Source organism: Dyadobacter frigoris (assembly GCF_005280585.1).
Taxonomy (GTDB): domain Bacteria; phylum Bacteroidota; class Bacteroidia; order Cytophagales; family Spirosomataceae; genus Dyadobacter; species Dyadobacter frigoris.
Genome location: NZ_SZVO01000018.1, coordinates 157,977 through 181,767 on the forward strand (window position 1 = coordinate 157,977; position 23,791 = coordinate 181,767).

The window sequence follows — 23,791 nt, forward strand, 5'->3', positions numbered from 1 at the left end:
TTGAAATTTTGCTGTCGGCTTTCGGCTGTCGGCGGGTTAGAGTATATTTTTTAACTAAACTGTGTAAATTTCCTGATTTTTTAAGAAGTCCTGGTAGGCGAGGGAAACGCCTTCCGGAAGTTCTATGGTATGTTTCCATCCTAATCCGTGAAGTTTGGATACATCCATTAGCTTTCTGGGAGTTCCGTCTGGTTTGGTAGTATCCCATTTGATTTCGCCTTCGAAACCTGTGGTTTTCGCTACAAGTTCTGTCAATTCTTTAATAGCTAAATCTTCTCCGGTACCAATGTTTACCAATTCCCGGCCATTGTAAGTTTCCATAAGGAATAAACAGGCTTCAGCCAGGTCATCTGCAAAAAGAAATTCTCTTTTCGGAGATCCTGTTCCCCATGCTTCAACAAAAGGTTTATTTTCTTCTTTTGCCTCATGAAACTTGCGGATCAAGGCAGGTAATACGTGTGAGTTATTCAAATCATAATTGTCTCCGTACCCATACAAATTTGTTGGCATAACACTGATAAAATTGCTTCCATACTGATCGTGATAGGCTTCGCAAAGTTTAATACCTGCAATTTTTGCGATTGCATAAGGTTCATTTGTTTCTTCCAATAATCCTGTCAGTAAATAATCTTCACGTAAAGGCTGAGGTGCCAGTTTCGGATAGATGCAAGACGAACCCAAAAACATCAATTTTTTAACACCATTGACATGAGCAGAATTGATCACATTCGACTCCATGATTAAATTGTCATATAAAAACTCGGCACGGTAAATGTTATTAGCTAAAATTCCGCCCACCTTGGCAGCCGCTAAAAAAACATAATCCGGTTTTTCTTCTGCAAAAAAATCGACAACAGCCTGTTGGTTACGAAGATCCAGTTCCGCAGAAGTACGCGTAACAATATTTTCAAAACCCTTTTTAGCCAATCCTCTGGCAATAGCCGACCCCACCATCCCGCGGTGCCCAGCAATATATATTTTTGATCCCTTTTCCATGAGTTTTAGCTTTTGGCTATTAGCGTTTAGTACTGCTCAGAACTTTCACAGCCTAAACTTACTTCTAGTTTAATCTTTCCTTTTCCAACATTAACAATTAATCGCATCGGCGACCCGGCCTTAACAACTAACCATTATCGAACGAGTTCCGGAATCTCTCTCTCCAACCTCTCATAGATTTTTTTTACGTCTTGCGAGTTACTTTTATCCAGAACCAGAATTGCATCCGGTGTTTCGACAAGCATCAGGTTGCTTACACCCAAAAATTCAACATGTTTTGTTGATCCAACGACACAGTTGTTCTGTTTGAAATGGTGAACTTCTCCCTGATTTTCCCAGTGTTCCCAGATGGATTCAAAGGAACCCAGATCGGACCAGCCAAAGGTGGCTTCAACCACCTTTATTTTTTCAGAGCGTTCCATTACTGCGTAGTCAATACTTACTGACGGAATCAACATCGTTTCTGTTTCCGGAAGAAAGGCGTTAGAGCGAGCTTCCCAGGTTTTTAGGGAAGTTTCATAAATCTCCGGTTCGAAGTTTTTTAATTCTTCCAGGTATATACCGGCCTGGAAGCAAAACATACCACTGTTCCAAAGGAAATTACCCTGTTCCAGAAACAATTCTGCTGTACTTTGATTTGGCTTTTCCCGGAAAGCGATTACTTCATTTCCATTATGCTCAATGTAACCATACCCTGTTTCAGGTTTAGAAGGTTTGATACCGAAAGTGACCAGGTAACCTTCCTTTGCAAGTTGAATAGATTCTGCTATGGCTTTTGCATAAGCATCTTCATCTGTGATGATATGATCTGATGGAGTTACAAGAATGACATCATCACTTTTAAGATCAAAGGCTGCGAAAGCAATGGCCGCTGCGGTATTACGTGGAGCAGCTTCTATCACTTCCGTGTATTGATGCACACCTGCACGTATCAGATCTGCCTGCGATAATAGATAATTGTCTTTATTCCCTACAACCAGCGTTTGATCAGCTAAATGTGCATTTCTTTCTGCTGTAAGCTGAAACAATGACTTCTCTCCAAACATAGGAATATACTGCTTGGGCATTGACTTCCTGGAAACCGGCCATAACCGGCTTCCGACACCGCCTGATAGAATTACATGAACAACCGCCATATTTTATTTTTTATATCTGTTGAGTATTATTGATTAATCTTGATTTAAGCAGTCACTTTCGAGTCAACCGATTCCCGGCCTATGCTATAATATGTAAACTGATTTTCACGCATTACTTCCAGTTCATATAGGTTTCGCCCGTCGAAAATTACTTTTTCTTTCATAAGTTTGGCCATTTTATCAAAATCCGGTGTCCGGAATTGGGGCCATTCGGTAAAGATCATTAAAGCATCAGCATCGTCGAGTGCAGCATATGCTGTATGGCAATAGGTTAGATCAGGCAACAGTCCTTTCACATTGTCCATCGCCTCGGGATCGTAAACCGTAACATTTGCTCCTGCTGCCAATAAGGCTTTTATGTTTTCCAAAGCAGGTGCTTCACGTATATCATCGGTGTAAGGTTTGAATGCCAGTCCCCATACTGCTATCGTTTTTCCTTTTAAATCACCGTCAAAATACTCTGTGATTAAAGGGAGAAGGCGTTTTTTCTGGTCATCATTTACGGCCATAACTGATTTCAATGTGCGGAAGTCGTAACCATAATCATCAGAAGTTTTAGCCAGCGCTTGTACATCTTTTGGAAAGCAACTTCCGCCATACCCAATACCTGCAAATAGGAAACGTTTTCCAATTCTGCTGTCTGTTCCAATTCCTCTTCGAATATCGTCCACGTTGGCGCCAACCTTTTCACATAGATTAGCAATCTCATTCATGAAAGTAATTTTCAATGCAAGGAAAGAATTCGCTGCATATTTCGTCATTTCAGCAGAACGCTCGTCCATGAAAATAACAGGATTACCCTGACGTACCAATGGTGCGTAGAGTTTTTCCATCACCTTTTTCGCTTTTTCGGAAGTGGTTCCTACGACAACGCGATCAGGTTTCATAAAATCTTCAACGGCAACACCTTCTCTGAGGAATTCGGGATTTGATACAACGTCAAAATCTACTGTTGCATTCAGCCTAATTGCTGCGCTTACTTTTTCTGCGGTTCCAACCGGAACTGTACTTTTATCGATAATCACCGCGTAATTTTCAAGGATTGGCCCAAGATCATTAGCCACGCCCAAAATATATTTCAAATCCGCTGACCCGTCTTCACCAGGAGGGGTTGGTAAAGCCAGAAATATTACTTCGGCACCCTTTATCCCTTCTTTTAGATCTGTTGTAAATGTCAGGCGACCTTCTGCGATATTTCTATCAAAAAGTACCTCAAGACCAGGTTCATAAATAGGGATATCTCCTTTTTGCAAACGCGTAACTTTGTTAACATCGATATCAACGCAAGTAACCTGATTACCGGTTTCTGCAAAACAAGTACCTGTGACAAGGCCTACATAGCCTGTACCAACAACTGCGATTTTCATATCAGAATCAGCAATTAAAATGAATGAAAAGGAGAGGCTCTAACTTTACATATGCAAAGTTAAGAAACTTTGAAGGAGTATAATAACAGCGACCTTCAGGTCGGATTTGGGAAGATATTATTTTTTTCATATAACGTTGAGTAAATAATTTATTACAGGATAATCTGTTTTAGAATCGTGTAACTATAATTGACTACTCAATTTAATGCAATTTATTTTGAGTATCAAGCTTTTCTTTAAGTTCGTGATATAATACAAAAAATACTGGGTTCTATATACTGGTTGCTTGTATTATATTGAAATAGTACTGAATAGTAAAAAGTATTTTAATCTGTACATATAAATATTATACCAATAATATTGAACCTTAGTAACAGCTCGTTACATCACAATTCTTAGTATAAGTGGAGAGTATTTCGGCAATGTGTATAAAAAATACTCTCCAACTTCTGTTTTAAGCTTTACCAACCATTTTTCTTAGACGATAGGCAAGTCCTTGAACTTTATTTTCTTTGTCATCTCCGTAATATCCATATCCGTAACCGCCATAACCGTATCCGTAGCCATAACCTGCACCATAGTTAACGCCGTTAAAAATTACTGATAAATTAGAGAAGCGTTTGGCACGCTGAAGATCTCCTATGCGTTTTAGGTGATCGACCATCGTATAATTATAACGGACCAAATACAAAGTAGCATCTACATGTTCTGCAATAAGAGAAGAATCCGTTACTAAGCCATATGGTGGTGAATCGATTAGGATATAATCATAGTCTTTACGAAGTTCATTTATTAATAAAGGTAATCGTCCGTTACTCAATAGTTCTGATGGATTCGGAGGTATAGGACCGCTTGTCAGCACATCAAATTTTGGATGGACAATGGTTGTTTGAATGAAATCAGAAGGTTTGCCTTGACCGATAAGACAATTTGAAGCACCATACTGATTGGGTACTTGAAGCCTTTCATGTAACGTCGGTTTTCTTAGGTCAAGTCCTATAAGCAATACTCGTTTGTCCGAATAGGCCAAACTTGCAGCGAGATTTATACTCACAAAACTTTTCCCTTCTCCACCAATAGACGATGTAAACATTAGAACTCGACAGCTTCCATCTCCCAGATATTGCAAATTTGTTCGCAACGCACGAAATTGTTCTGCTACTGCGCTGCGACTAGTCATTTTGATGATGGCATCTTCCCCGGGTTCACCTTTTTCGGTTTTCATGTGCCCTATTTCGCCCAAAATAGAAACATGAGTTGCCTTTTCAATTTCTGCTTTACTTTGAACCGTATTGTTAAGCAAAAACAATAGGTTTATTAACAAAAATGGGATAGCTAGGCCAGCTGCGAAAGACCCACCCCAGATTAGGGAACGTTTCGGTTTAATAGGATTATGGGATGAAATTGGTGCATCAATCAAACGGCTGTCTGTTACTGTGGAGGCATACATTAATGCTGTTTCTTCTCTTTTCTGTAACAAATAGAGATAAAGACCCTCTTTGATGCTTTGTTGCCTCTTAATTCCCACAAATTCACGTTCCTTTTGCGGGATGCTGCGAAGACCAGCTGAGAAACGTGTATTGATCCCCTGTAAATTTTGCTTAGTAACATCCATCCCACGACGCAAATTCTGAACATTTTCGCGAATTGCCTGCCTAGTGCCATCTAACTGCGTATTGATAGTTTGTAACAGTGGATTGTTTGTAGTCGTCGTACGTGCATATCTTTCGCGCTGTAATTCAAGTTCATTGAATTTTGTTAGGAGTGAAACCAAAACTGGATCATTAATCATATAAGTGGCCGGTGCTACTGCGCCGTCTCCAGCATCCTTAATGTAGCTATCTACACTTTCCAGAATACTTATTTGAGTATTGACTTCATTCAATTTTGCATCATTATCTTTAATATTTTCTAGAAAGAGTTGAGATTCTGCACTAATATCCGTAATGCCCTTGGTTGTCTTATAAGATTCTACATCTTTCTCAACATCACCTAATTCTCCGGTAATCAACCCCAAACGTGTTTCAATAAACTTTAAGGTATTGCTTGCTTCACTATTCTTGTCACTTAAGGATGATTGAACATATACGTCCAATAATTTATTTAGTACATCTTTTCCTCTTTGAATGGATACATCTTCATATGAAAGTTCTATAATCGTACTTTTAACATTAGGCTGTTGTACGTTAAGTCGTCCTAGCATATTTTCAGCTAAATTTTTAACATCTCCAAAACTCACATTAATATCTCTATATTCTGCATTTTTTCCCTTTGTTACAATAAATGCACCCCAGACATTATTGAAGCGCTGACCAAACGTATGTAATTTTTCTTCATCGTTGAATCTGAAATGTGCACTGTCTACTAAGTGAACGACAAGTGGCTCTTGCAGCCCATGGTCTGTAATAATTTCGGGTTTTACAATTATCGGACTTTCATTATACAAATTAATAGTTCTCAATCCGTCTTTGGTAATGTAAGAGACATCGAGATTTAAATCCTTAACAACTTGCTCCATTAAAGTCTGCGATTTGAGAATTTCAAGTTCATTTTCGACAAGCTTATTCCCTCCAAACTGATTACTCAACTCAGACAGCATATCTCCTTGGGATCCTCCCAATCCCTTTTCTTCATCCTTGATAAGAATACTTGTCTTTGCACTATATACCGGCTGTGTAATCTGTAGGTAAAAAAATGCAGCGGTTAGTGCAAGCATAAGGAAAATAGGAAAAAGATACCAGTATCTTAAATATCTGCGTATGTAATCCTGTAAATGGAATTCCTGCTGCTCTTCCTCTAAAAATTCTTTTGACATAATGTTAATTCTAGTCGTTGAAAACGATGATTAAGAAAATCATTTATTTACTGATATTTATTATCAAAATTCCAAGTGTACTAATTCCTCCGACAATAGTAGCAATTAATGGCACAGTTCGAACGCGACTGTCTGTGTCAAGCATTTTTGATTTAACAGGTTCAACATAAATTACATCGTTTTTATGAAGATAATAATATGGAGAATTAAATATGTCTCTTGCGGTAAGATTTATTCTTGCGTATTCGCGTTTTCCATCTTCCTCGCGAATGATCATTACGTTACTCCTATTTCCATAAATTGTCAAGTCACCTGCCATACTTAAAACTTCTGGAAGAGTTATTTTTTCATCAGGTATTGTATAAACTGCCGGTATTTTAACTTCCCCCAAGACAGAAACTTTGAAATTTAGATTTCTAACCACTACCGACGGTTCTTTTAAATAGTTTAATAGTCGCAGATGAATCGTATCCGCGGCAACAGTGGTAGTTAGGCCTTTAACCTTGACTTTACCAATTAGTGGTATTTCTACATAACCATCTAAATTAACTAAATAACCTAGAGGTTGTAACTTAGCACCAGCTGCGGTTGAAGAATAATTTGTACTTGCGGTCATCGCAGTATTAGCCACATTGAACATTTCATTGGCCTCGGAATTTAAACTTCCAACCACAACAGATAAAAGATCGTTGCTCTGTATCGTAGGTATATAGGTTTCGGTAACCGCCTGTGAATAATACCTTGAACTATCCCCTTGAAAATACACAATCGACTTAGGTGAAACACAAGAAGTGGCTCCTCCCCATATCACAAGATATAATAAAGCAATAAAGGCACTGTAACCGGATATTTTTGAAAAGGTATTCTTCATAAGTCGATGTAAAAAATCAGTTTGTGAAAATTAAATTGTTGATGGTAAGTGGCTTAAAATGGTTTGTTAGAAAACTGGTTTTGTCTTATTTAATTTTTTGAGCTTTATACTATTCTATTTCAATTTCTGACGAATTCTTGGCAAAGTTATATAAAGTTATTTTTAATACTACTATTTATTGTCGAAAATTTCTAATTGAAATGTAGAATAAGTTCTATTATTTCAAATCAGGCACTTAATAGTTTTTCGTTTTGGAAGTCGTATTTTGTTAACCACGATGCTTTGTCGCCTTTGGAAATTAAGTCTAAATGTTGCATACGATGGGCGTCAGTGCCTAAAAACGTGATGAGACGGTGGCGTAAAAGCCAGTCTGCCATTTTATGAACATTGTCGCCATAGTAACCGCCAAGAGATAAAATGTTCACCTGCAACTCGCAGCCCTGGTCACTTAATTTTTTGAAAACGGAAGGGTCGGAATAGAAATAGGTGTAACGTTCCGGATGTGCTAAAACCGGTTGGAATCCTTTTTCGATGATTTTGAAAAGAGTTTCGGAGGTATTCATTAAAGGGGTGGAGTAGGGAAGTTCCACCAAGAGCCTGTTTCCCGGTAAAGTTAAAAGCCCCTGTCCGGTATTGAGGGTTTCAATGAAGTGTTCGTCTATGAAATATTCAGCGGCTGCGTTGATCTCAACGGTAAGTCCTGCAATCCGGCAAGCGCTGCGGACATCTTCCAGTCCGGATAATATAACTTCGGGGGTGTTGCGGTAGCAATCCCACATCACATGGGGTGTGGTGTAAATTTGGGAAAAGCCAAGATCCTGCATTTTTTGAACCATCGCCACGGATTCTTCGATGGTTTCTACGCCGTCGTCAATACCCGGGATCAGATGTGAATGGATATCCATTCCAATCCTTTCGAGGTTCACTTCTTTCTTCTTCTTATCGAATAACCAGTTGAGCATATATTTTATAAGTGCCCCAAAAATTTCCTTACCCCGGATGTTCGCGATTGGGTAGTTACTTATTTCAGGAATATTGTGTATCTAAGGGTAGGGCAAATTTAATGTAAAAAACGGCACACTTCACAGAATATTGCTTGGAATATTTCAAGTTTAATACAAAATTCATAATTATTTGATTTGTTTATCAAAATTCCGTTTTTAAAATGGATTATATTTTTTTCTATAAGGCTACCAATATAAATTCGATGGGGTTGTAGACGAAAATTGATGTGGCGGCGGTCGGCTTTCAGTGACGAGCGATTGAAAGTTTTGGTTATTGATCATTTTAAGAAATCTCGTATCCTGAGGTGCTTGATGGCAGGTTTTGAATTTCGACTCTTGACATTCATTTTTAAGCAAGCATCTGACAGCCGACCTCCGCAGGCCGACCGCCAATCTCCGATAGCCCCAAAATATAGCCGCTTACTACTGCAACAGGTTACGTCTATCCTACGTAAGGATAATTGAACGCTTTTTCAGGTATTTGATCCTTTCACTTGGTTATGGGAAAAATTCTATTTTTGACGGGACTTGTTTTCTGTTTGTCGGTAAGACTGTACGGGCAAAAAGTAGATTGCGGCAACATTGGTTTTGAAGAAGGCAGTACCAATGGCTGGATTTTAACAAACGGAACCGTTGAAAACGTTGGAACGTCAGTGGTTTACACCAACGAAACTGTCGGTATATACGCAAATGGTCATCTGGTTACAAAGGCGACTGATGGCAATGACCCCAAGATCACAGCAGAGGCGATACCGATGGTTGCACCCGGCAGCAATTATTCGCTGCGGATTGGAAATACATTGATGGGAAGCCGCTTTGACAGAGCCAAGACTTCTTTTGTGGTGGGGCCGGATAATACTTTGTTTCAGTACAAGTTTGCCATTTTATTAGAGAACCCGACCAATGATCACCAGCCATACCAAAAGCCTGGTTTTAATATCCGGATCTATGATGCGAGCGGAAATGATATCGCGTGCAGCAATTATGACATTCAGCTTGAAGCGGACAATACGGTGGATGGTTTCAAAACGCAGGGCGATATCCAGTACCGCAACTGGACGACGGGCGCTATGGATTTGAGGGATCACATCGGAGAAACGATCACGGTGGAAGTAACGGCGCACGGATGTACGAAAAAGAAACATTTTGGCTATGCATATTTTGATGCACAGTGCACGAAATCGGAAGTGAGGCAGGCGGCAAACTGTCCGGACGACGATGGCTACCTGACCCTTGTGGCACCAACGGGTTTTGGAAAGTATACATGGAGCAACGGCGCAACGACTTCGGAGACGAAAGTAAAGGCGAACCTGGGTGATAAATATTCTGTGAAGCTGGTGCCGGTAGGAAGCCTGGATGAATCCTGCGAGCTGCAAATGGATTATACGATTGAATTCAAACAAAGTGATACGACAATTGTCAAAACGATTTGTGATGGAGAAAGTGTGGCCGTAGGAGACACCACCTACCGGACGAGCGGAAATTTTACCAGACACATCAGTCATAGCAACGTATGTGATAGTACCGTTAATCTTCAGCTGACTGTAAATCCTGTTGCCAAATACACGCAGAACATTACGATCTGTGAAGGGGATAGTCTGGCGGTTGGCGATTCACTTTACCGTGCCGCCGGTACTTATGTCAATATACTGAGCACAAAACTGGGTTGTGACAGCACGGTAACTACGGAATTGAAAGTAGATCAGCTGAATTTGGCTGCGATGCAGAATTTGTACATAACCCAGGGCGATAGTGTGGAGCTTCATGCGGTAGTGGATCCGGTGGGAAATTACAATTACGTTTGGCAGCCACCGGCAAGTCTGCTATGTCCGACCTGCGCAGATACCTGGGCGCAGCCCGCATCCACGACGCTTTATACGTTAAAGGTTTCGGATATAAACCAGATTTGCAGCCGGAATGGGAAGGTGATTGTGGAAGTCAGGCCGTGTGGCATTTATCCGCCAACAGCGTTTTCGCCGAATCACGACGGAGAGAATGATGTATTTTTTGTCTACGGAAACAGCTGTGTGAACCGCGTCAGAAAAATGGTCATTTATAACCGCTGGGGTGAGGTGATTTATATGAAAGAAAATTTTGCAGCCTCGGAGCCGTCAAATGGCTGGGACGGAAATTACAAAGGCCAGCCGACCGAGCCGGGTGTTTATCCTTACAAAATCAAGGTGGAGTTCAAAAGCGGGGAGCTGGTGGATTATAAAGGGATTGTGACTTTGTTGAAGTAGTGAGAGGTTTCCCGTCGGACGGCTTTTTCTGCCGTCCAACGGGTAATGAAAGTCGCTATGATCGTAAAAGGTTGAAGGAGCTTTTTCTGTTTTTGCTGAGAATGAAAACGGTTTTTTACCTGTCCGACGGCGAAAAGCCGTCGGACGGGTGGCTCGTTCCATCGTCTGGCTTTTTGTGATACCTGCATGAGACAATCCATCACCCAACCGATTCCCGCTCATCCCTTCCCATCAAATCCGAAAAGACCTGACTACTTGCCCGAAGATCAGCGTACGTTCCTTCTTCAATCAAACGGCCGTCTTTTAAAATGTAGATATAATCAAACTTTGGCAGAAGATGCAGCCGGTGCAGCGCGGAAAGCACCGCTTTTTCTTTGAATTCGGTGAACATATTATCATAGATCAAAGCTTCTGTTTTCGGGTCGACGCTGCTGGTGGGTTCGTCCAGAAGAATAATATCACTGCTCTTGGCGGCCAGAACGCCACGGGCGAGAGCAAGCCGCTGTTTTTGTCCACCTGATAAATTCACGCCTTTTTCCTGGATGTTGGATTCTATTCCGTTGGGCAGTTTGTCGAGCACCGTGCTGAACTGCGCGGTTTCGCAGACGTGGTTTATTTGCTCGGCAGGGAAAGGCAGTCCGAGCGTGATGTTGTAGGCGATGGTATTTTCAAAAATTTCAGGATACTGCGGAAAAAGGGTAACCGTATCCGCCAGTATTTCAAGAGGCAGGTTTTCGGATCCGTCCACGCGAAGCTGTACATCTTTTTCAGCATCGTATAAACCGCGTAAAAGCGCCAGCAGCGTACTTTTGCCACTTCCGCTTTCACCAATAAAAGCAATACGCTGGCCTCTTTGGATGCGGATATTCAGTCCGTGAAGGCTATGCGCCTTTTTTTCTGCCTGGTAAACAGCCGAATGTGAGAAATTCAGGTTTCTGATCTGGATTTCTTTCCAGTTTTCCGGCAGAGAATCCGCGATTTCCGCGCTGTGAGAACTGGCGTAGGCTTCGCCAATATTGCGGGCTGTTTGTACCTCGGTATTGTAGCGGATGATTTCAGTGTACTGCCAGGCGACATCCTGAAAAACGCTGGTAAACTGGTTGACGTAGCCCAGCAGCGTTACCAGTCCGCCGACCAGAAAAATGGTTCCGGGAATATAGTTCTGGTAAATATAACCGACGGTAATCACCACGTAAATAAGTCCGATGAAAAGACTGGCTACAAACCATTTCCATTCGTTAATAATAACAGTTCTTAAAAACGGCGGGAAAACATCTGCAATTTTCATTTGAAGACTCACCTGCATTCGTTTTTCAAGCCGGAGTGTGATCACGGTAATGATATTGGACAGGCTGTCGAAAAGCGTTGAGGAAACAATGTGTTCTTTTTCATTGGTTTCGTCTAGCGCTTTTATAAAAGGTTCATCAAATTTAAAAATCACCCAAACCGTAATGATCCCGATCACGACACCGATACTTCCATACAAAGGAGAGAAATAGACGATTGCGGCAAAAGAAAAGACGAATTTAGAGAAGGCGTGCAGGAACATAAAACCGTTTTGAAAGAAATCTTTCAATGCTTCATAGGCTTTTCTGATCCGGTTGATAGTCGCACCGCTGTGGTGATCCTGATGCCAGCGGATGGGCAAATGCAGCGACTGGTGGTAGAGTTCATCCAGAAAATTCCGGCTCAGATCAAAGGCCAGCTTTCTTTCCATCACGCGTGCGGGTCCGTGAAATGCCCATTCCAGCAAATTAAGCCCGATGTAAGCACCGGCATACCACCATACATTTTTAAGTACTTCGGTGCCTTTTGTTTGCAGTGATTGTACAAACCAGCCGTACAAAATAGGTTGCAAGGCCAGTATCAGGTTAGACATGATAAACATGCCGTAAACCAGAAGGTAGCGATTTTTCTGCTGGCGGGCATAACGCCAGGAAGTGGCCAGTAGGGATATATAAGGGTTACGCATTCAGATTGTTATTTCAAATGTAAAGATAGCTGGATTGTTTTTCCTGTAGAAATGCAGTTATCGGATCTTAACGGTAGAATATTATTTCCTGGCAACAGGGAGTAGTTTTTAATAAATTTTCTTCTTTTTATAAATAAAAACCAACATTTAATCTAAACCGTGTTAAGACCCAATCTTATGAAGAAGACAATAAATTTATTTTCGGCGCTATTGGCCCTTACGGTTTTAATCAGTGCTGTTTCAGCCCCCAAACAAGACGGATGGATTTCTATTTTTGACGGAAAATCTTTGAAAGGATGGAAAGTCGGCAATAATGCAAGTTCTTTCTCGATCGAAGACGGCGCTATTAAGGTGAATGGGCCGGTGGGTCATTTGTTTTATGAAGGGCCGGTTAAAAACCATATGTTTAAAAACTTCGAATTTAAAGCGCAGGTGATGACAAAACCGGGAGCAAATTCAGGAATTTACATTCATACCACTTATCAGGAGACGGGCTGGCCATCCAAGGGATATGAAGTTCAGGTGAACAACTCGCACACGGACTGGAAACGGACAGGAAGTCTGTATGATATTGTGGACGTAAAAGAAACCTACGCGAAGGACAATGAATGGTATACCGAATATGTAAAAGTAGAAGGGAAACACATCACCATTAAAATCAACGATAAAACCGTAGTAGATTACGAGGAAGCAGACGCGGATAAACGATCGCCTGATCATAAAGAAAGATTCCTAAGCAGCGGAACATTCGCCTTCCAGGCACACGATCCTAAAAGTATTGTATACTTCAAAGATATCATGGTAAAACCGTTAACGGAATAAAGTTTTAAACGCAGAGTTAAATGAGTTTGGCGCAGAGTTTCGCAGAGCGTTTTTTATTGGAAGCAGCGTAACTCCGTGTTTAACTCATTTAACTCTGCTTTTAAATTTCAAGCGATAGCTTCCTGAATTTCCATAGCCAGCTGTTCGATCGAATTTTGTTTGGTCAAAACTTTTTGGATCATCAGTCCCACTTTATCCTGAATTTCGAAACTTGGTCTTGAGCCTGAAAGTATATAAATGGGCGTTCTGTCAATCCCGGGGATTTCGCGAAGAGCCTGTATGCATTCAATGGCATCCATGTAAGGCATACTCCAATCCATAAAAATGAAATCCGGAACGGTGATTACCTGTTTCTTTAAAAAATCAATTGCGTCAGGGCAATTGAAAACATAATCGCAGGTAGCATTCGGATCTGCAATTTTTAACGCATCCGCGAAAATGATATGATCGTCCTGATCATCATCGATAAGAAGGAAGGCTCGATTTTTCATATCCCGGATTTATTAAATTGGAGTTTTTGAAAATATTCAAAATATCATTCCACAACAAATATTTTTGTACTTTTGATTATAGATGTCAACAATGTAGAAGAATTTATACGATATGGATAATACAAAAACTGTTCATCTGGCAGACGACGACGAAGACGACAGAATGTTATTTAAAGAAGCTTTGCAGGAAGCAAATCCGGAAGTTAAAGTTGTGGAGGCGCAAAACGGCAAAGAACTTATAGAAAATATCAAAAATGCAGATGATCTGGATGATACGGTCATTGTGGTGGATATGAATATGCCAAAAATGAATGGTATCGAGACGATCAAAGCGATAAGAGATGATCTTCAACTATCAGAAGTGCCAGCGGTTATGCTGTCAACATCCAATAATCCGGAGCTTAAAAAGAAAGCAATCGAAGCCGGCGCCACCGACTATTTTACCAAACCAAATTCTTTCTTGGCACTCATTGATATAGCCAAAAAAATATTCTTCAAATTTTTAAGATAACTCAAAACGAGACAAAATAACCTCACTATTTCTCTAAAAATCAAAAAGAACAAAACTCAATGCCTCCACGCAATTACTCCCTAAGCCAGCGTTTAAAACCCTATTTTTCTTCGTGCAGACCAGAAACATGCCGGTACTGCGAAGGCGAAATTCCCTCTGATTTTTTAAATTGCCTTCCAAAATAATTCAGATCCGAAAATCCGAGCTGATAACAAACATCCGAAATCGTCGCCTTTGAATCCGAGAGCAGAGACTTTGCTTTTTTAATTTTTTCCTTCAAAATAAACTCCACCGGACTGATGCTGAATTCTCTTTTAAAAGCCCGGTAAAAGGATGCGCGGCTCATACAAGCTTTTTCGCTGAGCTGCTCCACCTGGATTTTTTCTCCGATGTTCGTCCGGATATAATGCAGCACATAAGCCAGCGGACTGTCATGTTCGTGATAAAGACCTTCCTCTGCCGAATGAAGATGCTGGGTTTGGATGATGTGCACTATCAGTTCCTGCAAAGTAAGATCAGCCAGGATATCCTTTCCAAGCGCACTGCCTGAGCAGATATGAATCAGTTTGTTAATGCTTTGGGCAAGATCCAGATTGTTGAGAAAATGATACTGGTTATGATGCAGCTGCCAGTATTGATCCTGGCCTTCACGCGGATACTGCTCATTTAGCCGGTCAACAATTTGCTGGATTTTTGTTTGGTCCAAAGCCAGGGCAATACACTGGGTCGGGTTCAGTTCAGTCGCTTCGGGGAAATCAATCTTCATTGTCACATGTGCTGGCACCAATACTGTTTCGCCCGGCAGATAATCAAAACCGGGCTGATCAAATAAATGCATCACTTTTTTTCCTCTGAGCATGCTGGTAACCACAAAATCTGAAAAACTCAAAGGGACCAGCGATGAAGTCTGCTGGGTTTCAAACACATTCAGCTCACAGTTTTGAAGTGTAAAAGCGCGCCTGTTTTCAACCAGCGTTTTCATTGATTTTTGAGAAGAAACAGCAATTTGGTTTAACTTGAATCCGGATGGCATAGGAGTAACGGGAATAAAGTATGAACTGGGTTTGGAGCGGTCGGCTATCAGTTTTCGGCAATCGAACGTTGGCTAACTGCTAACTTACTAACGCCAGAAATCTCCATAAAGTTATCGATTATTTTATTTTTTTTGAGAATATTATCCTATTATTTGAATCAATAGTGCCAGTGTAAAACAGGTCCGACCCGTAAGTTTGCATCAGTTATTCACGAATCAAAATTGATAAGTCTATGGAAACCCTGGAAGTAGAAAAAAAATCAGAAGTGAGTTCAACCATTGCAAAAAGACCTGAATTTAAGGCCCAATATGAAAATTTTATAGGAGGTAAATTTGTGGCTCCACTGAAAGGAGAATATTTTGAAAACATTTCTCCTATTGACGGAAAAGTATTTACCAAAGCGGCCCGTTCAGGGAAAGAAGATGTGGAGCTGGCTTTGGATGCTGCGCATGAAGCATTTAAAACATGGAGTAAAACATCGGCGACTTACAGAAGTAACCTGATGCTCAAAATTGCGCAGGTGATTGAAGATAATCTGGAATATTTGGCTGTTGTTGAAGCTATTGACAATGGAAAGGCAATCCGTGAGACAAGAGCGGCCGATTTACCGCTATGCGTAGACCATTTCCGGTATTTTGCAGGCGTAATCCGCGCGGAAGAAGGGGGCATTTCTGAGCATGATGAAAATACAGTTTCTATTGTTTTGCATGAGCCCCTTGGTGTGGTAGCCCAGATCATTCCCTGGAATTTCCCGCTTTTGATGGCAACCTGGAAAATTGCACCGGCATTGGCCTCGGGCTGCTGTGTGGTGGTAAAACCTGCCGAGCAAACACCGACATCGATTATGTGCCTGATGGAGCTGATTGGCGATATTTTGCCAGCTGGGGTTCTGAATATCGTTACAGGTTTTGGAACAGAGGCGGGAAAACCGCTTGCATCTTCACCAAGAGTTGCGAAGGTTTCTTTCACAGGAGAAACAACGACAGGGCGTTTGATTATGCAGTATGCTTCTGAAAATCTGATTCCGGTAACAATGGAGCTTGGCGGGAAATCTCCTAATATTTTCTTTGCATCGATAGCTGACCAGGATGATGCCTTTTTTGACAAAGCCGTTGAGGGGGCTGTGATGTTTGCTTTGAATCAGGGAGAGGTTTGTACTTGTCCTTCGAGAATCCTGGTGCAGGAAAGTATATATGACAAATTCATGACCCGCGTCATTGAGCGTACCAAAGCGATCCGGATGGGACACCCGCTGGACAGCAATACTATGATGGGCGCTCAGGCTTCCAATGATCAGTATGAAAAAATACTTTCGTACCTGAAAATCGGTAAAGAGGAGGGAGCGGAAGTACTTTGCGGAGGCGAAGCGCAAAGTTTTGAAAATGGAATTTCGGGAGGTTATTATATCAAACCGACGCTCTTTAAAGGTCATAACAAAATGCGCATTTTTCAGGAAGAAATTTTTGGCCCGGTAGCGTGCGTAACTACCTTTAAAACAGTTGAGGAAGCAATCCAGATTGCCAACGATACCATGTATGGTTTGGGAGCGGGCGTGTGGACAAGAGACGCACATGAAATTTATCAGGTGCCGCGCGCAATTCAGGCCGGCCGTGTGTGGGTGAATAACTACCACGCTTATCCTGCCCATGCGCCGTTTGGTGGCTATAAAAAATCAGGTTTTGGCAGGGAAAATCACAAAATGATGCTGGGTTATTACCGCCAGACAAAAAATATGCTGATTTCCTATGACCGCAATGCGTTAGGATTTTTCTGATCGTAAAAATTAAAAGCTGGCCATGCGCGAATAAAGATAATTCCGTTCGTCTGTGGCCGGCAACTTTTTGGTTTACTGGTTATATTATTAAAAATCAACACAAGATGAAAACTCCCCGTGTGCTTATTACGGCCGAAGCAGTAAAAGTTGTAGATCAGCTGAAAGAGCGGTTTGGCGAGCTGATGTTTCATCAAAGCGGCGGATGTTGTGATGGCTCCCAGCCGATGTGTTTTGAAAAGGGAGAGTTTAAAACAGGTGAAAGTGATGTTTTGCTGGGAGAAATTGCTGGCTGTGAATTTTTCATGAGCCGCGATCAGTTTGAATACTGGCAGCATACCCAGCTAACCATCGGTGTGACACCGGGAAGGGGATCAAGTTTTTCGCTGGAAATCCCGATGGGAATCCGATTCATTACACATTCGAGAATGTACAGTGCGCAGGAAGAGGAGAATTTGATTGAGGTGCGCAGTGGCGTAACGACGGCATAAAATCGAATATTTCTCACAGTTTCAATATAAACGAGTGAGCCTGCCAAGAGACTATTGTCCGGGCAGGCTTATTTTTTTAGATTTCTACCACTTTTTCTTTTTAACCAGAAGTGGGAGCGTGAAGGATCATTTATCTTAGCACTGATACTGTCAGCTTTTCAGGCGGATTTTACCGAAGCCGACCGTTAAAAGCCGCTATTTAAAACACGCTTTCAAATTTCCGCTTTTTTCAAAACGATCTGATTTCCCCACGCCGTAATGGACTCAAGTACTGCAATAAAGGACTTGCCAAAATCTGTTAAACTGTACTCAACCCTGATTGGCGGCTTTTTACCATAGACTTTCCTTGCTACCAATCCGTCTTTCTCCAACTGTTTTAACTGCAGGCTCAATGTTCTTTCGGTAACGGCGGGCATTTCTTTTCTTAATTCGCTATACCTTTTTTTAGAGTCTTTCAAATGGTAGAGGATAACAGCTTTCCATTTGCCGCCCACCAAATCCATAGCGAGACTAACCGTGCACGGATATACCGTGCCGTTGTACTCAATAAGATCATTTTGACATTCTAACTTCATCATTGTCATTCTGTTGTCGTACTATCCTTATGGATAGCTCTTGCAAATATAATAAGCTATCAATAGTTTTGCTACTATAAAATTGATAGTTTAATAAATTGATACGGACATGGCAATAATTATTTTAGCACATCCCAACTTTGAAAAATCGGTAGCAAACAAATCCATCATTGAAAATGTCCGGAAGTGCAATCCCGATATAGAAATTCGGAACATATTTAGTTTGTATCCGGATTATAAAATTGATGTGCAGGCAGAGCAGCAAATTCTGTTAAAACATAACACCATTGTATTTCAATATCCTTTCTACTGGTATAACATGCCTGCAATTTTGAAACAATGGTTTGATGTAGTTTTTGAATACCAATTCGCCTATGGCTCGAAAGGAGATAAATTAAAAGGCAAGAATTTTTTGCCAAGTTTTACCGTAGGTGCACCTGAAAGCGGTTACCGTACTCTAGGGGATCACCATTTCCGGGTTTTGGAGTTCTGCAAAAATATGGAGCAGACCGCCTATTACGCACAAATGAATTACATAGATCCCATTTATTTTACCGGAACTTCCCTGGCAGCGGGGTATACAGTAAAACAAGTGACTGACAACGCTAAAAACCATTCCGACAGATTAATTCAACATCTGGATAAGCTGCAATAGAGTTTTAAATTTACTGATTTCAACCATGGACGGCTTTGTGTTATCGGGCGCCGGAATAATGGGCCGGTAAAATTATTAACTGGTTTGTTTATTTATCCTCATTTCAAAGTCTTTGATGATTTTATTATTAAAGGGAGGCCAGCTGATCCAACGGCTTATGGTGATTTAAGACACGGATCTGTATGAGACCGGTCATCTTTTCAAAGCCTGCGCGGAGCTAACTTTGATCATCTTAACAAATCCCTAAAACTTCTTTTAAAGCTGGTTGGCAAAATCGCTGTTCATCACTTTTTACATCACAGATTTTTAGTTCATACTTATGGAAAATACCAATGAAAACAAGCATGCCTATTTTGTAGGTGGCGGGCTAGCTTCACTTGCCGGGGCGGTGTACCTGGTGCAGGATGCAGGATTTAAAGGGAGAAATATTCACATTATTGAGACTCTCCCCGTCATTGGCGGAAGTAATGATGGTTCGGGCAGTAAGCAAAATGGTTTTGTATGCCGCGGCGGCCGTATGCTTAACGAGGAGACTTATGAGAACTTCTGGGAGCTTACCAGCAGGATTCCCTCACTGGATATTCCCAATATCTCGGTTAAAGATGAAATCCTGGCTTTTGATCATGCCAATCCAACACATGCCAACGCCCGGCTAATTGATAAAGACGGCAAAATCCTTGATGCCCACGCCATGGATTTCGACTATGAAGACCGCATGAAATTGCTGAAACTTTTCTTTACAGATGAAAACGAGCTAGATCATCTTACCATTCGGGAATGGTTTGATGATCACTTTTTTACAACCAATTTCTGGTATATGTGGCAAACTACTTTTGCCTGGCAACAGTGGTCTGGCTTATTTGAATTTAAAAGATATATCCATCGGATGATCCTGGAATTCTCCCGGATCGACACCCTGGAAGGTGTAACCCGTACGCCCTACAACCAGTATGAGTCGGTCATACTGCCTATAAAAAAGGAGCTTGATAGGTACGGCGTTGACTTTACATTGAAAAGGACTGTTACAGATCTTGAATTTGAGATGGGCGAGACTATCACCGTAACCGCTATTGAATACAAGGATGCTGACGGGCATACAGGCCAAATGAATCTGAATCCGGGCGATCTTTGTTTTTTTACCAATGGGTGCATCACTGATAACTCCAATAATGGTGATTATCAAACGCCGGCGAAATATCTGCCGGAAAATCCCCCATCTTTTACTTTGTGGCAAAAAATTGCAGCTAAAAAAAGTGGGCTGGGCAATCCATCGCCTTTTTTTAGTAAGCCACAGCAGACCAAATGGCATTCCTTTACGGCTACTTTTAAGGGCGATCAAATGCTGAAAATGATTGAAGCCTATTCAGCCAATAAACCCGGAAGCGGGGCGCTGATGACATTCAAAGATTCATCCTGGCGGATGTCGATTGTTGTCTCTGCTCAGCCGCATTTCAGATCTCAACAAGAAGATACGACCATTTTCTGGGGCTACGGGCTATATCCTGATCTTATGGGTGATTTTGTAAAAAAGCCTATGATCGATTGTAGCGGAGAAGAGATCCTGACCGAATTGATCCATCATTTACACCTGGAAGAGCATGAATTTGAGATTAAGCAAGGTGTGGTCAATGTCATTCCGGTGATGATGCCCTATATTGATGCACTCTTTCAGCCTCATGCAAAAACAGACCGTCCGCTGGTGGTGCCGAAGGGCTCGACGAATCTGGCAATGATCAGTCAATTTGTGGAGATTGCTCAGGATATGGTCTTTACCGAAGAATATTCGGTGCGGGCAGCCCGGACTGCCGTGTATTCACTACTGGGTATTGACAAAGCAGTCGAACCGGTAACAGCCCACGACAAACGCCCGGATGTACTGGCGAAGGCGGCGCTTACTGCCTTCCGCTAGGACTTTGCCAGATATTCAGTTGTCTTGATTTAATCCTTGGGTATTACATCATGTATGCATCATATCCGCAAAACAGATATGATGCATACATTTTTTAGATTCAGCCTTGATCCGGCGCAGTACCTGTTTTATTTTCTTCATAAGCCGAAATGACCTTGCGTTTGAAATTGTCGACAGATCTTTCATATTCATTTTTCAGGTCTTGAAGATCCTGAAGATAATCTTCTCCTTGCTCGCGGATCCTTCTCCTGGTCCGGGTACCTTGTTGCGGCGCGAATAAAACGCCGATCGCAGCACCTGCAGCGGCAGCCAGCGCAATGCTTAAAATTATTTTTGATGTTTTCATGACTCGGAAGTGGTGATCATTTATTGTTTCATTTTCATATCCTTATGCTGCTTGTCCATTTGCAGACAATGCAAAGCACACGCCCCATACTGCTTGTAATTTTCGTGTACTAAAAGAACGGTCTTGCCCTTTGCATCCTTTACTTCACAGGTCCCGTTCATCGGAGCAGAAACAGTCAGTTTCTGGTTTGAACCCGCCGGGAAGTGATAGATATAATTACCATTTTTCTCTGTTTTGCCCAGACTTTTTCCTGTTTTGGCATCAATGACATCTCCGTTTGAATCCATGTGGGCAATTTTTGTTCCCGATGCATTTTTGATCAATCCGTCCTGTGTGACCCATCCGATGTGTTTTCCGTCTTTATCTGTAATTTTCCCCTTCGCATCGATGGAAGGAACCGGTTGTTTATAATTTTGCCCTAAAGACATAACAGCAGTAACGATGATAAAAAATAAGGCAGCAGCCAGCAATTGAAGTTTTCTCATGATCAGTTCTTTATTTTGGTTATTCAAAGATAATTTCTAGGGTTAGCTCGAAAACTGACCTTAATCATCAATATAACTGATCCTTACAGGAGCTGATCAATTGATTAACGCTGAACTGGGTTGGGGCGTCTTATCGTTTTCTGTGATTATCTTGCTTTGAGCTTACTATCGCTTTTTCTTAGTAACCAGCAGGTGGGAAAGTGAAGGATCATTTAAAATCTGGTTCATCTTGTAATCGTAGATATTTTGAATGTCATCCTTAATATTTCGGTAGTTTTGAAGTACGATCGGGCTGTCAACCCCCCGGACTTTGGAAAGAGGAATGTAATGGTCTGTTTCATTTTTTTAAGCCTTGTGATCATTTTTAATCTGGCTATGAAAGGCTTTAAGCTCAATTTTGCTAAGCGGATCGATCATCCGCTGCGATGCCCGGATCCAGCTGCTTGAATTCCTCTTTGGTGTATTGTTTTTCATGTGCTTCTTCGACAGCTTGTTTTAAATGAATCGGGAATTCTTCCAGTTGCCACATCATCGTTTCGTTTTCCCGGGCGGCTTGTGATTCGTCATCATCCTGGTCATTGGCACTGAAAGCAGTAAGCTCGGAGCTCGGTTTACCTGGCTCCTGCAGGATACTCGTTTTCAATTTGTTTGGGTTTGACATATGCACCCGCTGCTGTGATCGGAGGGCTTTTCCAATAGGCAAGTTTGGCTTTGAGATTATGCCGGTAGAAGATAAAACCGATGAGAAGGTAGTAGTCGGCATGTAGCGGCCCAACGACCGAAACATAGATTACCCAAGGATTAGTTGTGAACATAAGACATCTGGTTTAATTGATAACTTAATCTGCCCGAGCCGCCTGGATTTCCCGCTTTTAGGTTAAGTCATAGCCCGGGGAGGCGCAACTGCCCGTTGTAATGATGTCACAAAGTAAATACGCAGACAGGGTAGCAATAAAGTCCAGCTTTTTTGGATCCTTTTAGGATGGTCGTTAGTAATTCGGAAGAAATTTGCATTTGATCCGGCCTGATTACCCGTTTTCTACGGCTATTATTGGGCAAATCATGGCGAAGGGTAGTAAAAGGGTAGAACTTCTTTGGGGGCCTTTCTATTTTATTAAAATGATTTATGCAGTATTTAATTGCCGGGACAAAGCAAAAAAAGCCTTGGCGAACCATCGCCAAGGCTTATAAACAGGAAGTTTTAATGGCAATGCCTACGCCTGTTGCCGACTTCCTTCTTTAATCTGCGTTACAAAATCGTCAGAAGGTTTAAAGTGAGGAATTGTATGTGCAGGGACTATGATGGTTGTATGCTGAGAAATATTCCGTGCTGTCTTAGCTGCTCTTTTTTTGTTTGTGAAACTTCCAAAACCACGGAAATAGATGTTTTCGCCGCTGCTCATGGAATCTTTTATCGTCACAAAAAACGACTCCAGTGTTTTTTCCACGTCTTCTTTTCGGATTCCTGTTTTTTCTGCAATTTTTTGAACGGTGTCTGCCTTTGTCATAATCATGTAATACGTTTATTGCGAGGCAAATGTAGTGCAGTCTGGTTTATAACAGAAAAATAAATGAGTTAAAGCCGTTGGTCTTCATTTGCGTTTAGTGCGATTTTTTCAAAATAAGCTTTAAACCTTGTCAAATCGGATTCGCAAAGCCTGTTGAATTCCGCTTGGGTCATAGCTGTTTGATAGGCCAGATCCGGATAAGATGCACTGGTAAAATGAATTATAACGGGATGATGCTCCTTTTCATTTAGCATGTCTATTTCATACTGTTCAATTTTAAATATATCAATCCCTGTTATTTTGATGATCATTTTTCGGATACCTGATGTTTCAAAATCGCTGTTATTCATAGGGAAAAGGTTTTGTTGAGAAGGAAACCTGTTATGCACGGCCAAAGTAAGATTTTTTTTTCTTGATAATCATATTTCGATTAGGAATAGGGTTATTGCATCAAACATAAAGTTAGTCAACTTTGTGAAATGGAGGTATTAGATTTATTGAATTAGGCACTTGCTAAATAAATATAAAATGCTTAAATTGATTGATAATAAGCACTTTATATGGAAAAAAGATTCAAAAGTTTGTCGTTATTTGAGTTTCAGACCCGGTTTCCTGACGAAGATAAATGTAGGGAATATTTGGCCAATTTGAAATGGGAAAAAGGTTATAAATGTCCCAAATGTGGACACGAAAAATATTGTTCTGGGATTAATAAATTTGACCGGCAGTGTACAAGTTGTAATTATCTGGAATCGCCCACGGCCGGCACTCTTTTTCACAAGAGTAAACTGC

The 23,791-nt window shown here is 41.3% G+C and carries 23 protein-coding genes; 8 read left to right on the plus strand and 15 right to left on the minus strand.

Going from position 1 to position 23,791, the window contains the following annotated elements; translation table 11 throughout:
• Nucleotides 1-54: 54 nt before the first annotated feature.
• The 6 genes from FDK13_RS29170 to FDK13_RS29195 all read right to left on the minus strand — a co-directional run bounded on the left by FDK13_RS29170 (nt 55) and on the right by FDK13_RS29195 (nt 8,147).
• Entirely contained in the window at nt 55-996 is a 942-nt protein-coding gene (locus FDK13_RS29170; protein ID WP_137343545.1) for a GDP-L-fucose synthase family protein, read from the minus strand.
• A 134-nt stretch (nt 997-1,130) separates the two neighbouring features.
• Nucleotides 1,131-2,132: a mannose-1-phosphate guanylyltransferase gene (locus tag FDK13_RS29175; protein ID WP_137343546.1), complete on the minus strand. Its 1,002-nt coding sequence runs from the start codon at nt 2,130-2,132 to the stop codon at nt 1,131-1,133.
• Between the two features lie 44 nt (nt 2,133-2,176).
• Nucleotides 2,177-3,499 (minus strand): UDP-glucose dehydrogenase family protein, encoded by a 1,323-nt coding sequence (locus FDK13_RS29180; RefSeq protein ID WP_137343547.1) that lies wholly within the window; start codon nt 3,497-3,499, stop codon nt 2,177-2,179.
• 454 nt (nt 3,500-3,953) lie between these two features.
• The gene (locus FDK13_RS29185; protein ID WP_137343548.1) at nt 3,954-6,314 is read right to left on the minus strand and encodes a GumC family protein; all 2,361 of its coding nucleotides are present in this window, start codon (nt 6,312-6,314) and stop codon (nt 3,954-3,956) included.
• Nucleotides 6,315-6,357: 43 nt separating this feature from the next.
• Nucleotides 6,358-7,185, minus strand: a complete 828-nt coding sequence (locus FDK13_RS29190) for a polysaccharide biosynthesis/export family protein (RefSeq protein ID WP_137343549.1) — start codon at nt 7,183-7,185, stop codon at nt 6,358-6,360.
• 227 nt (nt 7,186-7,412) lie between these two features.
• Entirely contained in the window at nt 7,413-8,147 is a 735-nt protein-coding gene (locus FDK13_RS29195) for a tyrosine-protein phosphatase (RefSeq protein WP_137343550.1), read from the minus strand.
• A 542-nt stretch (nt 8,148-8,689) separates the two neighbouring features.
• Here FDK13_RS29195 and FDK13_RS29200 point away from each other — a divergent pair.
• On the plus strand, nt 8,690-10,429 hold the full coding sequence (locus FDK13_RS29200; protein WP_137343551.1) for a T9SS type B sorting domain-containing protein: 1,740 nt from the start codon (nt 8,690-8,692) through the stop codon (nt 10,427-10,429).
• A 199-nt stretch (nt 10,430-10,628) separates the two neighbouring features.
• Here the strand turns inward: FDK13_RS29200 and FDK13_RS29205 are convergent, their stop codons facing one another.
• Nucleotides 10,629-12,401 (minus strand): ABC transporter ATP-binding protein, encoded by a 1,773-nt coding sequence (locus tag FDK13_RS29205; protein WP_137343552.1) that lies wholly within the window; start codon nt 12,399-12,401, stop codon nt 10,629-10,631.
• Nucleotides 12,402-12,578: 177 nt separating this feature from the next.
• Here FDK13_RS29205 and FDK13_RS29210 point away from each other — a divergent pair, with 177 nt between their 5' ends.
• Complete coding sequence (locus FDK13_RS29210) at nt 12,579-13,223, plus strand: 3-keto-disaccharide hydrolase (RefSeq protein ID WP_137343553.1); 645 nt, start codon at nt 12,579-12,581, stop codon at nt 13,221-13,223.
• Between the two features lie 107 nt (nt 13,224-13,330).
• Here FDK13_RS29210 and FDK13_RS29215 read toward each other — a convergent pair whose 3' ends face one another.
• Nucleotides 13,331-13,714 carry a response regulator gene (locus FDK13_RS29215; RefSeq protein WP_137343554.1) on the minus strand — a complete coding sequence of 128 codons (384 nt, stop codon included), beginning with the start codon at nt 13,712-13,714 and terminating at the stop codon, nt 13,331-13,333.
• A 112-nt stretch (nt 13,715-13,826) separates the two neighbouring features.
• Between FDK13_RS29215 and FDK13_RS29220 the strand changes: the two genes are divergently transcribed.
• Nucleotides 13,827-14,225, plus strand: coding sequence for a response regulator (locus tag FDK13_RS29220; RefSeq protein WP_137343555.1), 399 nt, complete (start codon nt 13,827-13,829; stop codon nt 14,223-14,225).
• A gap of 100 nt (nt 14,226-14,325) precedes the next feature.
• On the opposite strand, the gene FDK13_RS29225 is transcribed toward FDK13_RS29220, so the two are convergent.
• Nucleotides 14,326-15,207 (minus strand): AraC family transcriptional regulator, encoded by an 882-nt coding sequence (locus FDK13_RS29225; RefSeq protein WP_229216267.1) that lies wholly within the window; start codon nt 15,205-15,207, stop codon nt 14,326-14,328.
• 284 nt (nt 15,208-15,491) lie between these two features.
• On the opposite strand from FDK13_RS29225, the gene FDK13_RS29230 reads away from it, so the two are divergent.
• Both FDK13_RS29230 and FDK13_RS29235 read left to right on the plus strand, forming a co-directional pair.
• Nucleotides 15,492-17,033: an aldehyde dehydrogenase family protein gene (locus tag FDK13_RS29230; protein ID WP_137343557.1), complete on the plus strand. Its 1,542-nt coding sequence runs from the start codon at nt 15,492-15,494 to the stop codon at nt 17,031-17,033.
• Nucleotides 17,034-17,137: 104 nt separating this feature from the next.
• Nucleotides 17,138-17,521 carry a DUF779 domain-containing protein gene (locus FDK13_RS29235; RefSeq protein WP_137343558.1) on the plus strand — a complete coding sequence of 128 codons (384 nt, stop codon included), beginning with the start codon at nt 17,138-17,140 and terminating at the stop codon, nt 17,519-17,521.
• 212 nt (nt 17,522-17,733) lie between these two features.
• Here the strand turns inward: FDK13_RS29235 and FDK13_RS29240 are convergent, their stop codons facing one another.
• Nucleotides 17,734-18,099: a winged helix-turn-helix transcriptional regulator gene (locus FDK13_RS29240; protein ID WP_229216268.1), complete on the minus strand. Its 366-nt coding sequence runs from the start codon at nt 18,097-18,099 to the stop codon at nt 17,734-17,736.
• 106 nt (nt 18,100-18,205) lie between these two features.
• On the opposite strand from FDK13_RS29240, the gene FDK13_RS29245 reads away from it, so the two are divergent.
• Entirely contained in the window at nt 18,206-18,751 is a 546-nt protein-coding gene (locus FDK13_RS29245) for an NAD(P)H-dependent oxidoreductase (protein ID WP_137343559.1), read from the plus strand.
• Between the two features lie 319 nt (nt 18,752-19,070).
• Nucleotides 19,071-20,660: an oleate hydratase gene (locus FDK13_RS29250; protein ID WP_137343560.1), complete on the plus strand. Its 1,590-nt coding sequence runs from the start codon at nt 19,071-19,073 to the stop codon at nt 20,658-20,660.
• A gap of 100 nt (nt 20,661-20,760) precedes the next feature.
• Here FDK13_RS29250 and FDK13_RS29255 read toward each other — a convergent pair whose 3' ends face one another.
• From FDK13_RS29255 to FDK13_RS29275, 5 genes are all read right to left on the minus strand, one after another.
• Nucleotides 20,761-21,006 carry a YtxH domain-containing protein gene (locus tag FDK13_RS29255; RefSeq protein WP_137343561.1) on the minus strand — a complete coding sequence of 82 codons (246 nt, stop codon included), beginning with the start codon at nt 21,004-21,006 and terminating at the stop codon, nt 20,761-20,763.
• 20 nt (nt 21,007-21,026) lie between these two features.
• Complete coding sequence (locus FDK13_RS29260) at nt 21,027-21,491, minus strand: DUF3659 domain-containing protein (protein ID WP_137343562.1); 465 nt, start codon at nt 21,489-21,491, stop codon at nt 21,027-21,029.
• A gap of 400 nt (nt 21,492-21,891) precedes the next feature.
• Nucleotides 21,892-22,134 carry a hypothetical protein gene (locus tag FDK13_RS29265; RefSeq protein WP_137343563.1) on the minus strand — a complete coding sequence of 81 codons (243 nt, stop codon included), beginning with the start codon at nt 22,132-22,134 and terminating at the stop codon, nt 21,892-21,894.
• A gap of 571 nt (nt 22,135-22,705) precedes the next feature.
• A complete protein-coding gene (locus tag FDK13_RS29270) occupies nt 22,706-22,999 on the minus strand; it encodes an HU family DNA-binding protein (RefSeq protein WP_137343564.1) in 294 nt (97 codons plus the stop codon).
• Nucleotides 23,000-23,067: 68 nt separating this feature from the next.
• Complete coding sequence (locus FDK13_RS29275; RefSeq protein WP_137343565.1) at nt 23,068-23,349, minus strand: hypothetical protein; 282 nt, start codon at nt 23,347-23,349, stop codon at nt 23,068-23,070.
• Nucleotides 23,350-23,559: 210 nt separating this feature from the next.
• Here FDK13_RS29275 and FDK13_RS29280 point away from each other — a divergent pair.
• The coding region (locus tag FDK13_RS29280) for a transposase (RefSeq protein WP_137343566.1) at nt 23,560-23,791 on the plus strand (232 nt) is incomplete at its 3' end.